The following is an 18322-nucleotide window of genomic DNA, read 5'->3' as shown; positions in this document are numbered from 1 at the left end:
CGCGCCGATCACACCGCGCGGTCCATCGGGACTTTCTGCACTGCTTTGACAGCGCAGCTGCACAGCCGGTGCGACACCGGGTCCGTCAGGTGTCCCAGCTCACCTTCCACGGCTTGCGGATGGTCAGCGACCCGATGCGCACGTACGAGGGACGCGAGATCTCCACCGAGCCCGCCTTCACCCGGCCGGTGAGCACGAACAGCGGCCCGCCGCCCGTCTCGTTCCTCGCCTTGTTCTTCACCGCGCCCGCCACGACCTCGATGTCGTTGGCCACGCACCGCGACCGCTCCGGCAGCAGCAGCTCCACCGAGCCGCCCGCCACGTCGAGGTGGATGCGCACCTCGGCGTGCGTGATGACCGCCTCGGTGAAGTCGAAGTCGCTCGAGCTCATGCGGTTGAGGATGGTCATCTCGCGGGGCACCACCCACGGGCCCTCGCGGCGGATCGAGGACATGGTGGTGCGGAACTCGACCGGCGGCGCCGCGGTGGGGCTGCCGGGTTCGCGGTTGACCACGCCGGGCAGGTCGACCAGCACCGAGTTCAGCTCGGCGCGCGTCTTGCTGGCCAGCGCGGTGTCGGTGCGGGTGCTGAACTCGTCGAGGCTCAGCAGCCCGTGCCCGATGGCCTTCTGCAGCACGCCGACCACGTGCTCGCGCTCGGCGTCGGACACCCGGAAGTCACGGGGGCTGATCGGTGCGGCGAACGACTCGGTGCTCACCACCCCAGACTACTGCTCCGGGTCGGCGTCCAGGCCGTGTTCGATGGCGTACCTGGCCAGTTCGACGCGGTTGTGCAGCTGCAGTTTCCGCAGCGTGGACTGCACGTGGTTCTCCACCGTGCGGTGCGAGAGCACGAGCCGGTCGGCTATCTGCCGCGCGGTCAGGCCCTTGGCGACCAGCCGCAGCACCTCGGTCTCCCGCTCGGAGAGCTTCGGCGCGCTCCCCTCCTCCGGGCCCGCGGCCATCCGGCGGTACTCGCCGAGCACCAGCCCGGCCAGCCCGGCGGTGAACACCGCGTCACCGGCCGCGGTCCGGCCGACGGCGTCGACCAGCTCGTCGGCCGACGCCGACTTCACCAGGTAGCCGGACGCGCCCGCTTTCACCGCCTCCAGCACGTCGCTGTGCTCGCCGCTGGCGGAGAGCACCAGCACCCGGGTGTCGGTCAGCGCGGCGGTGATCGCCCTGGTCGCGTCCACCCCCGACTCGACGCCGAGGTTGAGGTCCATCAGCACCACGTCCGGGCGGACCGCGTGCGCGATGCGCACCGCCGACGACGCGTCGGCGGCCGTCGCGCGCACGTCGAACCCGCGTTCGGTCAGGTCGCGGGCCACCCCGTCCCGCCACATCGGGTGGTCGTCCACGACCATCACCGAGATCACCTGCTCGCTCACCGCGTCCCCCTCTTGGCGTTCGGGATTCGGATCTCCCACTCGGTCCCCGCGTCCGGTGCCGTTTCGAGGGTGGCCGTGCCACCCAGCTCCCGGACCCTCCCCCGGATGGACCGGGCGATCCCCAACCGGCCCTCGGTTTCCGCCGCGGCGACCCGACCGGCGGGGATGCCCACACCGTCGTCGCGCACGCTCAGCACCACTTCGTCGCCCAAGTCCTCCAGCAGCACCCACGCGCGCGCGGTGGGCCCGGCGTGCCGGTCGACGTTCTCCAGCGCCTCCCGCACCAGGTAGGCCAGCTCGGCCGCCGCGGCCTCGGGCACCATCACCGCCGTCGCGGGGACGGACACCTGGTGCCGGTCGTTGGTCAGCACCTGCAACCGGGGGCGCAGGTCGGCCTCGCCACCGGCGGTCGACTCCAGCGGTGCCGCCGCGACCAGCGCGCGCAGCGCCACCTCCTGCCGACCAGCCAACTCGGCCAGTTCGGCGGCCTCGCCACCCAACTCCCGGCCGCGCTTGCGGACCCGGGCCAGCACCTGGAGCACGCTGTCGTGGATGGTGCGGGCCAGCCGCTCCCGCTCGGCGGTCGCCGCCTCCGCGCGCATCGCCTGGGCCAGGCGCTCGGCGGTCTCGGCGGCCTTGACCTGGTTGAGGCTGAGCATGCCCACGACGATGCCGACGCCGATCAGCAGCACCATGTCCCTGGTGAGGTCGGTGTCCACGTAGCCGCGCACGCCGTAGTTGAACGCTGAGATCACCGCGCCGAAGACCGCGCCGCCGACCACCCGGGCCCGGATGGCGCCGACCGCGACGACCGAGGTCACCCACACCGTGGGCAGCAGTGGCACGGCGTCCACGGCCAACTGGTCGTGGGTGAGGGCCATGCGCGAGAGGGTCATCAGCGCGCAACACACACCCAGGTCCACGACGGTGAACCAGACGCTGCCGCGTCCGGGACGCAGGTAGTGGATGGAGGTGACGAGCGTCCACAGCGCCATCGCGCCGATCGTCGACCAGGCCAGCCAGGTGCGCGCGTACTCGCCGTCGTGCGTCATGACCACACCTGCGGCGAAGACGAGCGTGATGACCCGTAGTAGTACTGCCGCCCGCCACAGCGGTTTGAGTGCGTCCTTGCGCGCCGGCGGTTTCATGCTCGGGACACTCTCATGGGCGGTCACGGGGCCGTGATGGGTCTTATGGTCTTGATGGTTCCGCGCTGTCCTCGTCGTCTTCGGTCACGTTGGGCTGCGACCCGGCGTCGTCTAGCACGTCGACTTCCTCCGGTTCGGTATCGCCCTCATGCAGCAGCGACCGGATACCGGCGTTGAGCACCGCGAGCAGCGGCACCGACAGCAGCGCGCCCGCGATGCCCGCGGCTATCAGGCCGACGCCGATGGCCAGCACCACGGCCAGCGGGTGCAGCTTCACCGCCCGGCCCAGCAGCCACGGCTGGAGCACGTGGCTCTCGATCTGCATGATCGCGACCACGATCGCCAGCACCACCAGCGCGGTCACGAAGCTCTTCGCGACCAGCGCGATCAGCACCGCCACCGTGCCCGCGATGAGCGCGCCGATGATCGGGATGAACGCGGTGAGGAACACCAGCGCGGCCAGCGGCACCACCAGCGGCACGCCGGTGATCCACAGCCCGATGCCGATGCCGACCGCGTCGAACACCGCCACCGCCGCCGTCGCCCGGACGTAGCTGACCAGCGACGAGAAGCCGCGGCGGCCCGCCACGTCGACCCGGTCGCGCACCGGGGCGGGCACCGCGCGGACCACGAACCGCCAGATCCCGGCGCCGTCGAAGAGGAAGAAGATGAGGATGAACAGTGTCAGCAGCAGCCCGGTCAGCACCTCGCCGATGGTGGCCGCGGTGGTGATCGCCCCCGAGGTGATCGCCGACTGGTTGGTCTTGATGGTGCCGATGGCGTTCTGGATGAACGACTGGATCTGGTCCTGGCGCAGGTGCAACGGGCCGTTGGTCAGCCACTTCTGGATGGTGTCGAGGCTGTCGTTGACCTGGCTCTGCAGCTGCGGCAGGCCGTTGGTGAACTCCGTGATCACGAACGTGAGCACGCCGCCGACCACGGCCAGACCGCCGATGAGCACTATCGCGGTGGCCAGCGAGCGCGGCACGCGCCACTCCACCAGCTTCCCGACACCGGGTGCCATCAGCGCGGAGAGCAGTAAGGCGATCGCCATCGGGATCACCACGTGGGCGAAGAAGCCCAGCAGCCAGATGACGATGTAGAGGGCGCCGATGATGACGATGAAGCGCCAGGACAGCGCCGCGCTGACGCGCAGCCCCCTGGGCACAAGTGGCGTGACGTCGTTGCTCTGAAGCGTGGCGCGGTGCTTGAGCCCCGCGACGCGGTTTCTGCTCATCGCCGATCACGGTAATAGGTCGAACCGGATGCCGGCGATGAAATCCCGGGTGTTGACCCGTCCGCCCCGTCATCGGGGCCCGTCCCCTGGGTCACTGTTGCCATCACCACCCCCCGGGGATCTGATCTCATGGCCGCATGACCGCCTACGTGCCGCTCGACGACCTGACCGACACCGAGCGCGCGGTGCGGGCGGCCTTCGGCGGCGGGGCCCGGCTGGACCTGGCGGGCAAGTCCGTCCGGGGGGCCGTCCTGGCGGGTTTGCTCACCGGCGCCTATCCCCTGGGGGTCGGCGCGATGCCCGCCCTCCGCCTCGACAACGCGCGGGTCACCGGCAGGCTCGACCTCGAGGGCCGCGCGGTGGACTCGGTCATCACGCTCCAGCGCTGCGAGTTCGAGCACGCGCCCGTGCTGCGGATGGCGCGACTGGTCGCCCTCAGCCTGCGCGGCTGCCGCGTGCCCGCGCTCTACGCCCGCAACCTGCGCGTCGGCAGTGACCTCTTATTGGAGGCGGGCTTCACGTGCGACGGCGTACTCGACCTCACCGACGCCACCGTCGAGGGCACGCTGCGATTAGCAGGCGCCGTGCTCCGCAACCCCGGCGCGGCGGCGCTCCTCGGCGCCCGGCTCCGGATCTCCGGCTCCATCCAGGCCATCTCCCTGCGCGTGTTCGGCGAGCTGCGGCTGCGCGGCGCGGGAGTCGGCGGCAGCGTCCACCTGACCGGCGCCCAGCTCGCGCACCCGTCCGGTGTCGCGCTGGAGGCGACCGGGCTCGTGGTCGCGGGCAACCTGCTCTGCGACTCGGCGGGCGGCCGGTTCGACGTCGCGGGCACGGCTGTTCTTTCCGGCGCCCGCATCGGCGGTGACGCTGTCTTCTCCGGCGCCCGGTTGCACGACGCCCGCGACGGCGACGGCCAAGTGCTCGTCCTCCCCCGGGGTACCGCGGCGGACCACTACGTCCTCGACGCTGAGCGGTTGCGCGTCGACGGCGACCTCAAACTCGACTCCGGGTTCACCGCGCACGGCTCGGTCGGGTTGCGCGGCGCGCACATCGGCGGCCACCTCTTGCTCTCCGGCGCCGAGATGGGCCACCGCGCGATGCTGGCCGACCAGGTGAAAGCGTTTGCCGAGGGGCGGACGACCACCCGCGTCCCGGTCGCGCTGGTCGCCGACGGCGTCGAGGTGCGCGGTGACGTCGAGGCACGGGGCACGCGGTTCGGCGAGACCGACTCCGACGGCGACGCCCGCACCGCCTTCCGCGCCTACGGCCAGGTCCGCCTGGTCGACGCGCACGTGCACGGCAGCGCCAGCCTCTCCCGGGCCTGGCTGCGCGGCCCCGGGATAGACGTCCTGTTCGCCGACCGCCTGCGCGTCGGCGGCACGCTCTTCCTGCGCAAGGTGCGGGCCAGCGGCTCGATCCGGCTGCAGAACGCGCACATCGGGTCCAGCCTCGACTGCTCCGGCGCCCGGCTGATCAAGCCGCGGTTGCGCCCGGACGGTTCGGTCAAGCCGTCCCTCGACGCGCGCGTGGCGACCATCGGCAAGGACCTCCTCTGCAGTTACGGCTTCCGCGCCATCGGCGGTGTCCGGGTCCGGTTGGTCGAGGTCGGCAAGATGGCCACCTTCGCCGGTGCGCGGCTCGGCGGGCGCACCGGTCCCGGCCACCCCGTCACCGACAAGGCGCTCTCGGCCTACGGGCTCACCGCGCAGGAGCTCGTCCTCGTCTTCCCGGAGCGCCGCCCGCCGCTGGGGCTGGTGATCCTCACCCGCGCGTCGGCCGTGTCGGTCACCGACGGGGCCGGGCTCTGGGCCGCGCGGGGCGGGGTCGACGTCGAGGACTTCACCTTCACCGCGCTCGCGGCCGTGCCCGAGGTGTCGGTGCGCACGCGGCTGGCGTGGCTGCGGAAGGTGCAGCCGGACTTCGCGCCCGGCCCCTACGATCGGCTGGCCGCGGTCTACTCCGACGGCGGCGAGGAGGAGCTGGCCCAGCGCGTGCACCTGGAGCGGCAGCGCCGCCGCTACGCCGAACTGCACGTGGCGGGCAGGCTGTGGGGTCGGCTGCAGGACGTGACCGTCGGCTACGGGTACCGGCCGTGGCTGGCCATGGTCTGGCTCGGGTTGTTCTGGCTGCTGGGCACGCTCTGGTTCGGCGACCACCCGATGGTCAAGCTGGACAACGACATGGACCCGGTGTGGAACCCGCCGCTGCTGGCCACCGACCTGCTGCTGCCGATCATCGACCTGGGCCAGGACAACAAGTGGCGGATGGTCGGCGCGTCGCAGTGGATCTCGGGCGTGCTCATCGCCGTCGGCTGGATCCTGGCGACCACCGCGGCCACCGGCGCGACCCGCGTGCTCAAGCGGGGCTGAGCGCGGGGGCTGTGGACAGCTCCGGTCGGTTTTTCGCGATCACCTGGCGTACTCACGGAACGTGATCTGTGGAAACACTCTGTGTTCGTCACACGATCCGGTGGGCATGCTGAGTCACGCGTGCATAACGGTGCGTGCGGGTGCCAGTGTCTCCGGTGCACGGCGGCCTGCCGTGCCGATCGGACCGGCGCACGAGCGGCAGAAGGGACCCCGCACACCGTGGACCAGCAGCGGACGAAGGAGACCGGCGCCTGGCGCCGCGTGCTTTCCCGCACCCTGCTCGTCCTGGGTGGCACGGTCGCCTCCACCGCCGCCGCGTGGGCCGTCACGACCGCGACCGCCGGTGCCGACGTGGCCACGGACCTGCAGGACGGCCTGCGGTCCACGGCCGACTCGGTGCCGGTGCTCGACACCCCCGCCGCGGCCGACACCGAGGAGCTGGTCACCGGTCTGACCGACCGGCTCGGCGTCGTGCTCGGCGAGCCCGTCGACCGGACCGTCACCAGTGCGGTCGGTCAGCGGGCGGTTCGGGCGGCGAAGGCCGTGGACGACTTCGGCCACGACCTCGCCCAGCTGCCCGTCCTCGACCCCGGCCGGTTCGACCTGCCCGGCGGCACCCCCGCCGCACCCCGGGTCGCGGCGGTCGTCGAGGTGGTTCGGCACGTGGTGCCGAACCCGATCACCACCCGGGCACTCGACACGGCCCCCGCCGCCGAGCGATTCGATGGCTCCGCCACCGAGCTGCCCGGCGTCGCGGTGCCCGGCCCCGAGCAGGTCGTGACCGAGCAGCCCGCCGCGGGAGTCCCCGCCGCCGCGCCGCACCGGTCCGGCGTGGTGGGCGCGAGCGCGGTCATGTTCGGCGCGAGCGCCCACGGCTACGCGACCCCCGACCTGCCCGGATCCCGGGAGCGCTCCGAACCGGAGGCCCCCGCCCTGCCCACCGGCCCCAGCCCGCTGGCGCCGCTGAGCATGCCCGCTCCCGTCTCCACCGGGCACAGCCCCGGTGGTGGCAGCGCGGACGCCACGGGCCTCGCCCTGGTGGCGACGGTTCCCGCGAGCACGGAAAGCGGCCCGGTCCGCGCACTGCGCACCGCACCGGCCCTGGCGCTCGCCGCCGTCGACGCCCAGCCGGGCGTCACCCCCGACTGAGCCATCCCCCTCGCGGCTGAGGAGCGCTCCGCTCCCGCCGGGTCACGCGCACCCACGTCTGCCGTGCCCAGGCCGCGTCTTCCGCCGCGGGATCCCCTCCCGCACCCCGAAAAGCGGGTGAGCACTGCCCCGAACGCGCCCGGTGGCGGGCGACCCGCGACATCCCGACAGGGATAACCACCCCGAAGAAGGAGAACACACCACATGCAGACCTGGGCGAAGCGCGGTTTCCAGACCGCGCTGGTCACCGGTGGCCTGTTGATGCTCGGCACCGGCATCGCGTCGGCCGACGACAACGTCAACCCCGACATCACCCCGAAGTCCGCGCTCGACGCGAACATCAAGGTCGTCGGCAACGTCACGAACAACTCCATCGGCACCGTGCTCGGCGACGAGCACCTGCCGGAGATCAACCGCACCATCTCCACCAGCCCCCGCGAGGTCCTCAGGGCCGTCCCCGGCGGGCAGGTCGTCACGCCGCTCGTCGACGGCATCTCCGAGCGCGCGCTCACCGGGGAGAACGCCCCGCTGCGGGCGAACAAGGTCGTCGGCAACGTGGTCGTGCCGGTCGACGTCTCCGGCAACGCCATCGCCCTCGGCGGCGACTCGTCGGTCACCAACGACTCCACGCAGAGCGTCTCGACCGACCGCGACATCACCACCACCGGCGACGACCGCGCGATCGCGGGCAACGTCGTCGACCTCGACTACACCGCCCCCACCCAGGTGACCGGCAACGCGATCAGCCTGCTGGGCGACGCCGAGTCGACCAACACCGCGTCGCAGTCGACCAGCACGGGCGGCGACATCACCACCACCGGCAACGACGGCGCCATCTCCGGCAACGTCGTCGCGGGCCAGGCCACCACCCCGGTGCAGGTCAACGGCAACGCGATCGGCATCGGCGGCAACGCCGACACCGACTCCAACACCACCTCCGACAGCGTCGTCGGCGGGGTCATCACCACCGACGGCGTCGACAGCACCCTCGGCGGCAACGGCGTGGCCGCGCCGATCGCGGCGCCCGCCCGGGTCACCGGCCAGTCCATCGGCATCATCGGCAACACCAACGCGCAGTCCACCAACGCCACCTCGGCCCAGGCCGGGGACCAGGCGCCGGACTTCAACCAGAACCCGACCTACGTCTTCAGCAACGGCGAGGACTCGACCATCGGCGGCAACGTCGTGCAGGCGCCGCTGGCCACCCCGGTCACCGCCGACTGCGTGTCGGGTGTCGCGGTGGGCAACTCCGACGCCCTCTGCCAGTCCAACCTGACGACCGCCGCAGGCGGCGGCAACCGCACCTGGGGCACCGACTCGGTGCTCGGCGGCGCCATCGGCGCGACCCCGGCCGCCGTGCCGGTGAGCGTGATCGGCAACGCGGGCGGCGTCATCGGCGACGCCAACACCGACCAGAACAACACCATCGACACCACCGCGGGCGGGCACAGCCGCACCCGCGGCCACGAGAGCGTGCTCGGCGGCACCCTGGTCAACTCGCCGGTGTCGGCCCCGGTCGACTCCTGCGCCAACGGCGGCGTGCTCGTCGGCGACACCAACATCGCCTGCGAGAACATCTCCACCACGAGCGCGGGCGGCGACGCGGGCTCCACCGGTGACGACTCGGTCGGCGGTGGCAACGGCGCCACCACCCCGATCACCGTGCCGGTCGAGCTGATCGACAACGGCGGCGCGGCCCTCGGCGACGCCGACATCTACGCCACGGAGACCAAGTTCTCCAGCGCGGGCGGCGACGCCAACACCGCCGACGACGACGCCGTGCTCGGCGCGAACCTGGTCAACGCGCCGATCGCCGCGCCGGTCCAGGCCTTCGGCAACACCTTCGGCGGCGTGGCCAACACGACCTCCGACACCGCGCTCGAGAACCAGATCAGCGCGGGCGGCCCGTCGCAGTCCTCCGGCACCGGCGGCACCGGCTCGGGCAACATCGTCCAGGCCCCGGGTGTGCTGCCGACCCAGGTCTTCGGCTCGGGCACCACCGTCGGCGGCAGCGGCGACGCGGTCGCCTCGAACGTCACCTCGGTGGCCACCGGCGGCACCGCCACCACCGACGGCGTCGACGGCAACGCGTCCGGCAACGTGGTCTCGCTGCCCTTCGCGGGCGCTGTCCAGGGCTTCGGCGACAACGCCGCCGTGCTCGGCGACGGCACCTCGCAGGCGGACAACACCGTCGACAGCACCGCCGGGTCCACCGTGGACACCGACGGCCGCGACGGCAACCTGGCGGGCAACATCGTCAGCCCGCAGCTGTTCCCGTTCGTCCAGTCGCACGGCACCGCCATCGCGGGGGTCGCGGGCGACAGCACCGCCACCTCGACCAACACCACCTCGGGCAGCTCCGGCGGCGACCTGACCACCAACGGTGACCAGGGCTTCCTCTCCGGCAACCTGGCCGACCTCCCGGTGGCCGGGCTCGTGCAGCCCAACGCCGACGCGGTGTCCGCGGTCGGCAGCGACGCGGTCGGCGTCGGCGACAACAACACCTCCGGCTCGGTCGGTGGCACCTCCACCACCAGCGGCCTCGGCGGTTCGCTCAACGGCATCGACATCACCGGGCCCACCTCGGTGAACGCCCCGGTCCGGGACGTCCCGGTCGAGGTGCTGGCCGACGCGCTGACCCACTCGACGCACAGCAGCGACGTCACCGTCGGCGAGAACCGCCTGGCCGACGAGGACGAGGCGCTGAAGCTCCCGGCCGCCGGTGGCCTCGGCGTCACCGAGGTGCCGTCGCTGTCCTCGCTGCCGTTCAAGGGCATCTTCAAGGGCCTGCCCGCCGCGCGCTCCGCGCACGGCACCCCGCTGGACGCGCTCAACGTCGCCAACCCGCTGCGCGGCGGCCTCGGCACCGCGGGCCTGCCCGGTGCCGAGCTCCCCGGCGGCGACCTGCTGGGCGGGCTCCCGCTGGGCGGCCTGCCGATCGGCGGTCTGCCGGTGAACCCGGGCAACCTGACCGGTGCGCTCAACCCGGGCGGCCTGACCGGCGGCCTGCCGCTGGCCTCGGGCCTGCCGCTGGGCCGCCAGGCCCGCGCGGACTTCCCGGCCACCGTGCCCGGCCTGGACAACCTGAACAACGTGTCGGGTGCCTTCTCCGGCAACCTGTTCGAGGCCCCGTCGCTGAACCACCTGCCGGTGCAGACCCCCGCGCTGTCCGGTTTGGACAGCGCCGCTGCCCTGCCGACCGCCGGTCTCCCGACTGCCGGCCTGCCCGGTCTGCCGAGCCTGCCCGGTGTGTCGTCGCTGACCGACACCCAGGCGCGCCTCGCGGGCCTGTTCGACTGATCCACCTGGTCTGAACCGTCAGAGGAAGGGCCCGGGAGCGCTGCGCTCCCGGGCCCTTCCGGCGTGCTCAGGCGGGGACCTTGTCGAGGAAGCCGTAGACGGCGGTGAATCGGCCGTGCTCGGCCACGGCCACGTCCGAACCCTCCACAACGGACTGACCGCCGCCCGTCGGCACCAGCTCCCAGCGGAAGCGGACCGTGCCGTGGTGGGCGTCGGCGGCGCCGAGCAGCCGGACCACGTGGCCGGGGAACTGCGCCAGCGCGGCGCCGATGCCGTCGGTGATCTGGTCGTGGCCGGTGAGGTCGACCAGCGGGTCGGTGAGCGTGCCGCCCTCGGCCCACAGGTCGGCGACGGCCGCCCGGCGGGCATCGGTGTCGGCGGTGTTCCACACGCCGATGTAGCGGTCGACGAGATCGATCAGGTCGCTCATGTCGGGACTCCCCTTCGGTTCTTGGCTGATCGTCTGTCGTGGCCGCGACGGGGACGACGATGCCGGCGCGGCGGGGGCGCGTCGATTACCCCGGGGGTAAGCGTCCTGCTCAGCGGCGCACGAGCGCGGTGTAGGCGTCGACGAAGTCGGTGAGCATGCCCGCGAACGCGGCCCGCTTGTCCGGCGGCCAGTCGGCCATCGCCTCGGCGAACACGCCTTGCCGGAAGCGGTGCACCTCGTCGGCGTGCGCGCGGCCCGCGCGGGTGAGCGCGAGCAGGGTGCGCCTGCCGTCGGACTGGTCGGCCCGGCGCTCGACCAGCCCGGCCTCGACCGCGGCGGCGACCAGCCTGCTGGCCCGGGGCTGGTCGACGGCGAGCGCGGCGGCGACCGCGCCGACCGTGCAGGGTTCCTGGTCCTCGACGACGTCGACCACGGCCGTCGCCGCCGGGGTGTGGTCGCGCCCGCTCAGCGCGCCGAGTGCCCGTCGCGCCTGCAGGCGGCGGATCGCCACCATCGCGCGTTCGACCAACGCCACATCGTCCTGGTCCGACATGCATGCTAGTCTACAAATACATGTAAGAAGACATGTATTTGGAGGATGACATGCGACCGATCGGGTACTGGGCCAAAGAGCTGGACCGCAGGCTGGAGGCGGAGTTCGAGCGCCGGTTGGGTGGTGCGGGGGTGACGCGGCGGCAGTGGCAGGTGCTCAACGTGCTGCCCGCCCCCGCCGACGAGGTCGACCGGGAGATGGCGCCGTTCCTGTCGAGCGCGGCCGAACTGCTGGACGGCCTGGTCGACCGGGGCTGGGCGCGGCGCGGCGAGGTCGTCGAGTTGACCGGTGCGGGGTTCGCCGCGCGGGAGGCGATCGGCGCCGAGGTGGCCGGGTTGCGGGCCAAGGCCGCCGACGGGATCGGCGACGCGGACTACCTGGTCGCGGTGCGCACCCTCGAACGGATGGTGGCCAATCTCGAATGAGTGGGAATACCGCGGGGCGGCGGGGTGTCGTGCTATGTTGTTCAATATTCAACAACAGGGGTGACCGATGACCCACGCACCGACCCGCCAGCCCGTGCTCTACCTCAGCCACGGCGCGCCGCCGCTCGCCGACGACGCGCTGTGGACCAAGCAGCTCGCCGACTGGGCCACCGACCTGGGGGAACCCACGGCGATCCTGGTCGTGTCCGCGCACTGGGAGGAGGCGCCGCTGACCCTGGGCGCCACCACGACCGCGCCGCTGACCTACGACTTCTGGGGCTTCCCGGAGCGCTACTACCGGGTGACCTACCCGGCCCCGGGCGCGCCCGAACTGGCCGCGAAGGTCCGCAAGCTGCTGCGGTCGGCGGACCACCCGGTCGCCGACGACCCCGAGCGCGGGCTCGACCACGGCGCCTACGTGCCGCTGGTCGAGATGTTCCCCGAGGCGAACGTGCCGGTGCTGCAGATCTCGATGCCGACGCTGGACCCGGCCGCCCTGGTCGAACTCGGCCGCAGGCTCGCCCCGCTGCGCGACGAGGGCGTGCTGATCATCGGCAGCGGCTTCTTCACGCACAACCTGTCCGGCCTGGACATGGGCCGCGACGCCGCCCACCGCCCCCCGACCTGGTCATCGGAGTTCGACGACTGGGGCGACCGGGCCATCGCCGCCCAGGACCTCGACGCGCTGATCGACTTCCAGCGCAAGGCCCCCGCGGCCCGGCTCGCGCACCCGCGCACCGAACACTTCGCCCCGCTGTTCGTCGCCCTCGGCGCCAGCACCGACACCCTCCACCACCAGCGCGCCGTGATCGACGGCTACTGGTACGGGCTGGCCAAGCGCTCCTGGCAGTTCGACTAGGGGCGCGCGGTGAGCAGGACGAGCGAACCCTCGTAGGCGGGTTGGGTGCGCAGGTGCCCGAAGCGCTCGTCCCAGCTGCCGTCGGCCAGGTCGCGGCCGAGGTGGTCGGTGAACCGGGCGACCGCGTCGTCGGACAGGAAGCTCCACGCGGAGCAGGCGAGTCGGGCCGCGGGGTCGAGGAGGGACTCGGGGCGGCCGTAGTAGGCCTCGTTGAACCCGTCGACGCAGTCCAGCGGGATGGGCACCAGCTCCGTCGAGGCGCGACCACCGAGCCCCGCGGCCAACCGCGCCCGCGACGGGTAGCGGCCGGCCTCGACGTCGATCACGTCGCGGGCGTAGTCGGTGAGCCAGAAGCGGTGCAGGAGGTCGGGGTCACCGGTCAGGACCACGACGGGGCCACGGGTCACCCGGCGCAGCTCGCGCAGGCCCGCGTCGAGGTCACCCCACTGGTGCACGCTGAACGTCGTCATCGCGGCGTCGAAGGTGTTGTCCGCGAACGGCAAGTTCTCGGCGGTCGCGTCCACCGCCTCGGCCAGGTGCGACGGCCGCTGCGCCCGCATCGACGCTGAAGGCTCGACGGGGGTGACCTTGCGGTCGACGGGTTCGTAAGAGCCCGCACCGGCCCCGACGTTCAGGACGGTCCGCGCGTCCCCCAGCGCTTGCTCGATGTGGGCGGCGATCCGTGGATCCGGCTGCCGGAACCTCGTGTACCCATCGCCGACCTGGCCGTAGTCGGCGTCGCCCGCACTTCCGTCCCCAGAACGCGTCATGGTCTCGACGCTAGTGGGCAGGGCGTTCGGGATCACCGTGACGTAGTCCGCTCAACAGCAGCGTGAGCATCCGCGCGGCCTGGGCCGACCTCTCCGGACTGTCCTGCGCGGCCCAGGCGATGGCGCCGACCACCTTCAGCACGTCCGCGTCCTCGACCGCCGCGGTGACGGCGCCCGATCGCCGCGCTCGAGCCAGCAACCCGGCACCCATCTCGAACAGTTCCGCGTGCCAGGCCGACACCCGCTCGCGGTCGAGTTCCGAGTTCAGCACGGCCGCCGCCAGTCCGCGGTAGGTCAGACCGTGGTCGAGGGTGGCGCGCAGCCAGGTGGCCAACGCGTCGAACTCGTCCTCGGCCGCCAGCAGTTCACGACCGAGGTCGACCAGGTCCGCGATCTGCTCCCCGAGCACCACCTCGATCAGGTCGAGGCGGGTCGGGAAGTGCCGGTAGAGCGTGCCGCTGGCCACCCCGGCCCGCCGCGCGATCTCGTCGAGGGACGCGTCCACCCCGAACTCGGCGAACGCGGCCTTCGCCTGCGCCACCAGCTGTTCGTAGTTGCGGCGGGCATCCGCGCGCAGTGGGCGTCCCGGGTCCTGGCCTGTCCGCATCCACACCACCCTGGCTAACCGGGGACATAGTCCGTTACTGTTCCGGATAACCGGACTGTGTCTCATCTTAGCTGGCTGGCGCTCTGGAGGGCTGTCCCGTGGGACTGGGTGACCAAGACCGGATCGACATCACCGACCTCGTCAACCGCCACGGTCATCTGTGTGACGCGGGCGAGTTGGACCGGCTGGGCGAGTTGTTCACGCCCGACGTCACCTACGACGTGACCGACTTCGGGTTCGGGACCCTGCGCGGGGTCGACGCCATCCGCGAGGCCGCGATCGCTTTGGGGGACGGGAATCCGGTCGGTCGTCACGTGACCAACATCGTGATCACCGAGGTTGACGACCGCACCGCGCGGGTCCGCGCCAAGGGGTTGGGCGTTCTGGCCGACGGGTCGGCGGGCAGCGTCGTCTACGACGACACCGCCACCCGCACGCCCGACGGGTGGCGGATCTCCTACCGCAAGGTGACTCCTCGACGACTGCCGCTCGGGCGCGAAGATCGTGGCGCGGTCGAGGTGCTGGAGAGTTGGCGGCAAGCCGTTGTCGGGCAGTCCGTTGAGGGGTTGCGGCGGGTGTATGCCGTTGACGCGGTGCACGAGTTTCCGTTCGTCTACCCCGGGGTGCCGTCGCGGTTCGAGGGGCGGGAGGAGATCGTCGGGTGGGTCGAGGCCGGGTGGCGGGGTGATCTGCCCAGGTACCAGGGCTACCGCACGCTCGCCCTCCACCACACCAGTGACCCCGCGACGATCGTCGTCGAGCAGGAGGCGTTCGGGGTGACCCCGGCCGGGGAGTTCACCTTGCCCAACATCGTGGTGCTGACTGTCCGCAATGGACAGATCGGGCATGTCCGCGACTACGTCGACGTCATGGCTGCCGCGGCTGTTCTGGGGCAGAAGGGCTAGGTAGGTCCAGCGCCGCGAGTTCGGTCGGGTCGGACAGGATCGAGATCTCCGTGATCCGGTCGCCCGTGACGGTGAAGGCGATCAGGGAGAACAAGCTGCCGTCTTCGCGCCAGCTCAGGGTTCCGGGGAGGTCGTTGACTCGGACCGCGCGGCCGTGGATGGCGGCGGTGGCCGCCAGTTGGGCCCCGGCCGCGACCTTGGTCGCGCCCAGGACGACGACCACGCCGCCCGGGGTGTCGGCGGTGAGCTTCACCTCCGGGTCCAGCACGCGCAGGAGGCCGTCGAAGTCGCCGTGGCGGGCGGCGGCGAGGAAGGCGTCGACCACGGCTCGGTGGGCTCGGGCCGCCGCGGGTTCGGCGGGGGCGCGGACCTTCTTGCGGGCGCGGCTGGCCAGCATCTTGGTGGCGTCGGTGGACTTGCCGAGGATCCGGCCGATCTCGTCGAAGGGCACGGCGAACAGGTCGTGCAGGACGAACGCCATGCGCTCGCCGGGGCGCAGGGAATCCAGCACCACCAGCAGCGCCAGGCCCACCGTGTCGGCCAGTGCCGCGTCGTCCTCCGGTGCCGGTCCGTCGTCGGCGGTCACCACGAGGTCGTAGGACGACTCCGGTCGGGCCTGGCGGGCCCGCAGGACGTCGAGGCTGAGCCTGCCGACGACCGTGGTCAGCCAGGCCCCGAGGTTGTCGATGCCCGCCGCGTCCTGGCGGGAGAGCCGCAGCCACGCCTCCTGCACCACGTCCTCGGCGTCGGCGTGCGAGCCGAGCACCCGGTGGGCGATCCCGCGCAGCCGGTCCCGGTGGGCCTCGAACGCCCCGGCGGTGTCAGACATGTCGTTACCTTCCGCGATTCCGCTTCGTCATGGGGGATGACGTGCCCGACCGGGCACAGGTAACCGATGGAGGAACGAGATCCGTGGGACCCCGTATCGAAGCCGCGTTCAACCCCGACGTCACCACCGCCGTCAAGCTGCTGCACAAGGCGATCCAGGCCGGTGGCGCCGACCCGCTCGTCCAAGAGCTGGTCCACCTGCGCGCCAGCCAGATCAACGGCTGCGCCCCCTGCGCGTTCGCCGGTGTGCAGCAGGCGAAGAAGCGCGGCGAGACCGACGAGCGCCTGCACAGCGTCGTCACCTGGCGCGAGACGCCGTTCTTCACCGAGCCGGAGCGGGCGGCGCTGGCCTTGGCCGAGGCCACGACCCGGATCCAGGACGGCGCCCCCGGGGTGACCGATGAGGTCTGGGCCGCGGCCGCCGAGCACTTCACCGAAGAGCAGCTGTCCGCGATCATCCTGAACATCGCGATGACCAACCTGTTCAACCGGGTCAACCACGCGATCCGGGAGCAGGCGGGCAAGGTCTGGTGAAACGACGGGTCGACCGGGCCGCCTGGGGGTGGTCCGGTCGACCCCGCGGCGCGGGTCAGCGCGCGGACTCGCGGTTGAACAGCTTCTTCGACCACAGGTAGCCACCGAGGGCGATCACCGCGCACCACCCGAGCGCGATCCAGCCGTGGTCGCCCAGCGGCTTGGCCATCAGCAGGCCGCGCAGGGTCTCGATGACCGGGGTGAACGGCTGGTGGTCGGCGACCCAGCGCAGCCCGGCGGGCATCGAGTCGGTGGGCACGAAGCCGCTGCTCAGGAAAGGCAGGAACATCAGCGGCATGGGCAGGTTGCTCGCCGTCTCGACGCTCTTGCTCACCTGGCCGAGCGCGACGGTCAACCAGACCAGCGCGAAGGCCAGCACCGCCAGGAACCCGGTCGCGGCCAGCCAGCCGCCGAGCCCGGCGGCGGGGCGGAAACCGACCAGCAGCGCGACGCCGACGACGACCGCCACGCTGAACAGCGCCTGGAGCACGCTGCCCAGCACGTGCCCGGTCAGCACCGAGACGCGGGCGATGTGCATGGTGCGGAACCGGGCGATGACCCCCTCGGTCAGGTCCATCGCGACCGAGATCGCGGTCCCCTGGACGGTGGTCGTCACGGTCATCAGGATGATCGCGGGCGCCAGGTAGTTGGCGTACTCGGCGCGACCGCCCGCGGGTCCGCCGAGGCCCGCGCCGAGCGTGCCGCCGAAGACGTAGACGAACAGCAGCAGGAACACGATCGGCATCCCGACGAGCATCACCGTCATCGACGGGTACCGCAGCATGCGCCGGAGGTTGCGGCGCAGCATCGTCGCGGAGTCGCGCAGCGGCTGCGTGCGCGGGGGCGCGAGGGTGGTCATCGGGAAGTCACCTTCTCGTCGGTGCCGGTGAGGGACAGGAAGACGTCGTCGAGGTCGGGGGTGTGCACGGACAACTCGTCGACCGCGACGGCCTGCGCGTCGAGCCGGTCGATCAGGGTCTTGAGCGCGCGCAGGCTGCCGTCGCTGGGCACCCGCAGGGTCAGCGCGTCGCTGTCGTGGGACGCCCGGCCGAGCGCGCGCCGGGCGGTGTCGAGGCCGCGCTGGTCGGCGAACCGCAGGCGGACGTGACCACCGGGGATGCGGCGCTTGAGTTCCTCCGGTGTCCCCTCGGCGACCAACCTGCCCTGGTCCAGCACACCGATCCGGTCGGCCAGCTCGTCGGCCTCTTCGAGGTACTGCGTGGTCAGGAAGATCGTGACGCCGCCCGCCACCAGGTCGCGGATGATCTGCCACAGGTTCCGGCGGCTGCGCGGGTCGAGCCCGGTGGTCGGCTCGTCGAGGAAGATCACCCGGGGGTCGCCGACCAGCGTCATCGCCAGGTCGAGCCGCCGCCGCATGCCCCCGGAGTAGGTCGAGGCGGGCTTGCGCGCGGCCTCGGTCAGGTCGAACCTGGCCAGCAGTTCGGCGGTACGCCCGCGCCGATCGCCCTTGGCGAGGTGGTGCAGGTCCGCCATCAACAGCAGGTTCTCCTCGCCGGTGAGCAGGTTGTCCACGGCGGAGAACTGGCCGGTGACCCCGATCGCGGCGCGCACGGCGTCGGGGTCGCGGGCCACGTCGTGCCCGGCGACGCGGGCAGTGCCCGCGTCCGCACCGAGCAAAGTGGACAGGATCTTCACGACCGTGGTCTTGCCCGCGCCGTTCGCGCCGAGCAGCGAGTACACGGTGCCGCGCGGCACGGTCAGGTCGAGGCCGTCGAGGACCACCTTGTCGCCGAACGACCTGCGCAGTCCGACCACCGCGATCGCGGCCTGGGATTGCTTGCTGGTCATGGGATTCCC

At 72.1% G+C, this 18322-nt stretch carries 18 protein-coding genes; 7 read left to right on the top strand and 11 right to left on the bottom strand.

Translation table 11 applies throughout. The annotated features are described in order from the left end of the window. Window positions 1-85 precede the first annotated feature (85 nt). The 4 genes from CLV40_RS14140 to CLV40_RS14125 are packed head-to-tail and all read right to left on the bottom strand — an operon-like array spanning window position 86 to window position 3775. Window positions 86-718 (bottom strand): DUF1707 SHOCT-like domain-containing protein, encoded by a 633-nt coding sequence (locus tag CLV40_RS14140; protein WP_104479457.1) that lies wholly within the window; start codon window positions 716-718, stop codon window positions 86-88. Window positions 719-727: 9 nt separating this feature from the next. Continuing rightward, window positions 728-1366: a response regulator gene (locus tag CLV40_RS14135; protein ID WP_104479456.1), complete on the bottom strand. Its 639-nt coding sequence runs from the start codon at window positions 1364-1366 to the stop codon at window positions 728-730. Between the two features lie 20 nt (window positions 1367-1386). Next, a complete protein-coding gene (macS, locus tag CLV40_RS14130; RefSeq protein ID WP_104479327.1) occupies window positions 1387-2538 on the bottom strand; it encodes a MacS family sensor histidine kinase in 1152 nt (383 codons plus the stop codon). 43 nt (window positions 2539-2581) lie between these two features. After that, the gene (locus tag CLV40_RS14125; protein ID WP_104479326.1) at window positions 2582-3775 is read right to left on the bottom strand and encodes an AI-2E family transporter; all 1194 of its coding nucleotides are present in this window, start codon (window positions 3773-3775) and stop codon (window positions 2582-2584) included. A gap of 137 nt (window positions 3776-3912) precedes the next feature. On the opposite strand from CLV40_RS14125, the gene CLV40_RS14120 reads away from it, so the two are divergent. From CLV40_RS14120 to CLV40_RS14110, 3 genes are all read left to right on the top strand, one after another. Beyond that, window positions 3913-6144 (top strand): translocation/assembly module TamB domain-containing protein, encoded by a 2232-nt coding sequence (locus CLV40_RS14120; RefSeq protein ID WP_104479325.1) that lies wholly within the window; start codon window positions 3913-3915, stop codon window positions 6142-6144. 219 nt (window positions 6145-6363) lie between these two features. Then, window positions 6364-7293 (top strand): hypothetical protein, encoded by a 930-nt coding sequence (locus tag CLV40_RS14115; protein ID WP_104479324.1) that lies wholly within the window; start codon window positions 6364-6366, stop codon window positions 7291-7293. A gap of 204 nt (window positions 7294-7497) precedes the next feature. Next, the gene (locus tag CLV40_RS14110) at window positions 7498-10593 is read left to right on the top strand and encodes a beta strand repeat-containing protein (protein WP_104479323.1); all 3096 of its coding nucleotides are present in this window, start codon (window positions 7498-7500) and stop codon (window positions 10591-10593) included. A gap of 67 nt (window positions 10594-10660) precedes the next feature. Here the strand turns inward: CLV40_RS14110 and CLV40_RS14105 are convergent, their stop codons facing one another. Both CLV40_RS14105 and CLV40_RS14100 read right to left on the bottom strand, forming a co-directional pair. Beyond that, window positions 10661-11023 (bottom strand): nuclear transport factor 2 family protein, encoded by a 363-nt coding sequence (locus CLV40_RS14105; RefSeq protein ID WP_104479322.1) that lies wholly within the window; start codon window positions 11021-11023, stop codon window positions 10661-10663. A gap of 109 nt (window positions 11024-11132) precedes the next feature. Next, the gene (locus CLV40_RS14100) at window positions 11133-11576 is read right to left on the bottom strand and encodes a MarR family winged helix-turn-helix transcriptional regulator (protein WP_104479321.1); all 444 of its coding nucleotides are present in this window, start codon (window positions 11574-11576) and stop codon (window positions 11133-11135) included. A gap of 50 nt (window positions 11577-11626) precedes the next feature. Here CLV40_RS14100 and CLV40_RS14095 point away from each other — a divergent pair, with 50 nt between their 5' ends. Continuing rightward, window positions 11627-12001 (top strand): MarR family winged helix-turn-helix transcriptional regulator, encoded by a 375-nt coding sequence (locus CLV40_RS14095; RefSeq protein WP_104479320.1) that lies wholly within the window; start codon window positions 11627-11629, stop codon window positions 11999-12001. Between the two features lie 67 nt (window positions 12002-12068). Further along, window positions 12069-12860: a dioxygenase family protein gene (locus CLV40_RS14090; RefSeq protein ID WP_104479319.1), complete on the top strand. Its 792-nt coding sequence runs from the start codon at window positions 12069-12071 to the stop codon at window positions 12858-12860. Here CLV40_RS14090 and CLV40_RS14085 read toward each other — a convergent pair. After that, complete coding sequence (locus CLV40_RS14085; RefSeq protein ID WP_104479455.1) at window positions 12857-13630, bottom strand: class I SAM-dependent methyltransferase; 774 nt, start codon at window positions 13628-13630, stop codon at window positions 12857-12859. The genes CLV40_RS14090 and CLV40_RS14085 overlap by 4 nt on opposite strands. A gap of 10 nt (window positions 13631-13640) precedes the next feature. After that, window positions 13641-14237 carry a TetR/AcrR family transcriptional regulator gene (locus CLV40_RS14080; RefSeq protein ID WP_181043491.1) on the bottom strand — a complete coding sequence of 199 codons (597 nt, stop codon included), beginning with the start codon at window positions 14235-14237 and terminating at the stop codon, window positions 13641-13643. A gap of 98 nt (window positions 14238-14335) precedes the next feature. Between CLV40_RS14080 and CLV40_RS38915 the strand changes: the two genes are divergently transcribed. Next, window positions 14336-15142 carry a nuclear transport factor 2 family protein gene (locus CLV40_RS38915; protein WP_219823977.1) on the top strand — a complete coding sequence of 269 codons (807 nt, stop codon included), beginning with the start codon at window positions 14336-14338 and terminating at the stop codon, window positions 15140-15142. Here CLV40_RS38915 and CLV40_RS14065 read toward each other — a convergent pair. Then, window positions 15105-15971 (bottom strand): sigma-70 family RNA polymerase sigma factor, encoded by an 867-nt coding sequence (locus CLV40_RS14065; protein ID WP_104479317.1) that lies wholly within the window; start codon window positions 15969-15971, stop codon window positions 15105-15107. The two genes, CLV40_RS38915 and CLV40_RS14065, sit on opposite strands and share 38 nt — an antisense overlap. Before the next feature lie 83 nt (window positions 15972-16054). On the opposite strand from CLV40_RS14065, the gene CLV40_RS14060 reads away from it, so the two are divergent. Further along, window positions 16055-16504, top strand: a complete 450-nt coding sequence (locus tag CLV40_RS14060; RefSeq protein ID WP_104479316.1) for a carboxymuconolactone decarboxylase family protein — start codon at window positions 16055-16057, stop codon at window positions 16502-16504. Window positions 16505-16559: 55 nt separating this feature from the next. Here the strand turns inward: CLV40_RS14060 and CLV40_RS14055 are convergent, their stop codons facing one another. Beyond that, window positions 16560-17363: an ABC transporter permease gene (locus tag CLV40_RS14055; protein ID WP_104479315.1), complete on the bottom strand. Its 804-nt coding sequence runs from the start codon at window positions 17361-17363 to the stop codon at window positions 16560-16562. After that, window positions 17360-18313, bottom strand: coding sequence for an ATP-binding cassette domain-containing protein (locus tag CLV40_RS14050; protein ID WP_104479314.1), 954 nt, complete (start codon window positions 18311-18313; stop codon window positions 17360-17362). The genes CLV40_RS14055 and CLV40_RS14050 overlap by 4 nt, the downstream gene beginning before the upstream one ends. Between the last annotated feature and the right edge of the window lie 9 nt (window positions 18314-18322).

The organism is Actinokineospora auranticolor, assembly GCF_002934265.1.
Taxonomy (GTDB): domain Bacteria; phylum Actinomycetota; class Actinomycetes; order Mycobacteriales; family Pseudonocardiaceae; genus Actinokineospora; species Actinokineospora auranticolor.
Note: the sequence above shows the minus strand (reverse complement) of the source record. Positions and strands in the feature narration are given on the sequence as shown.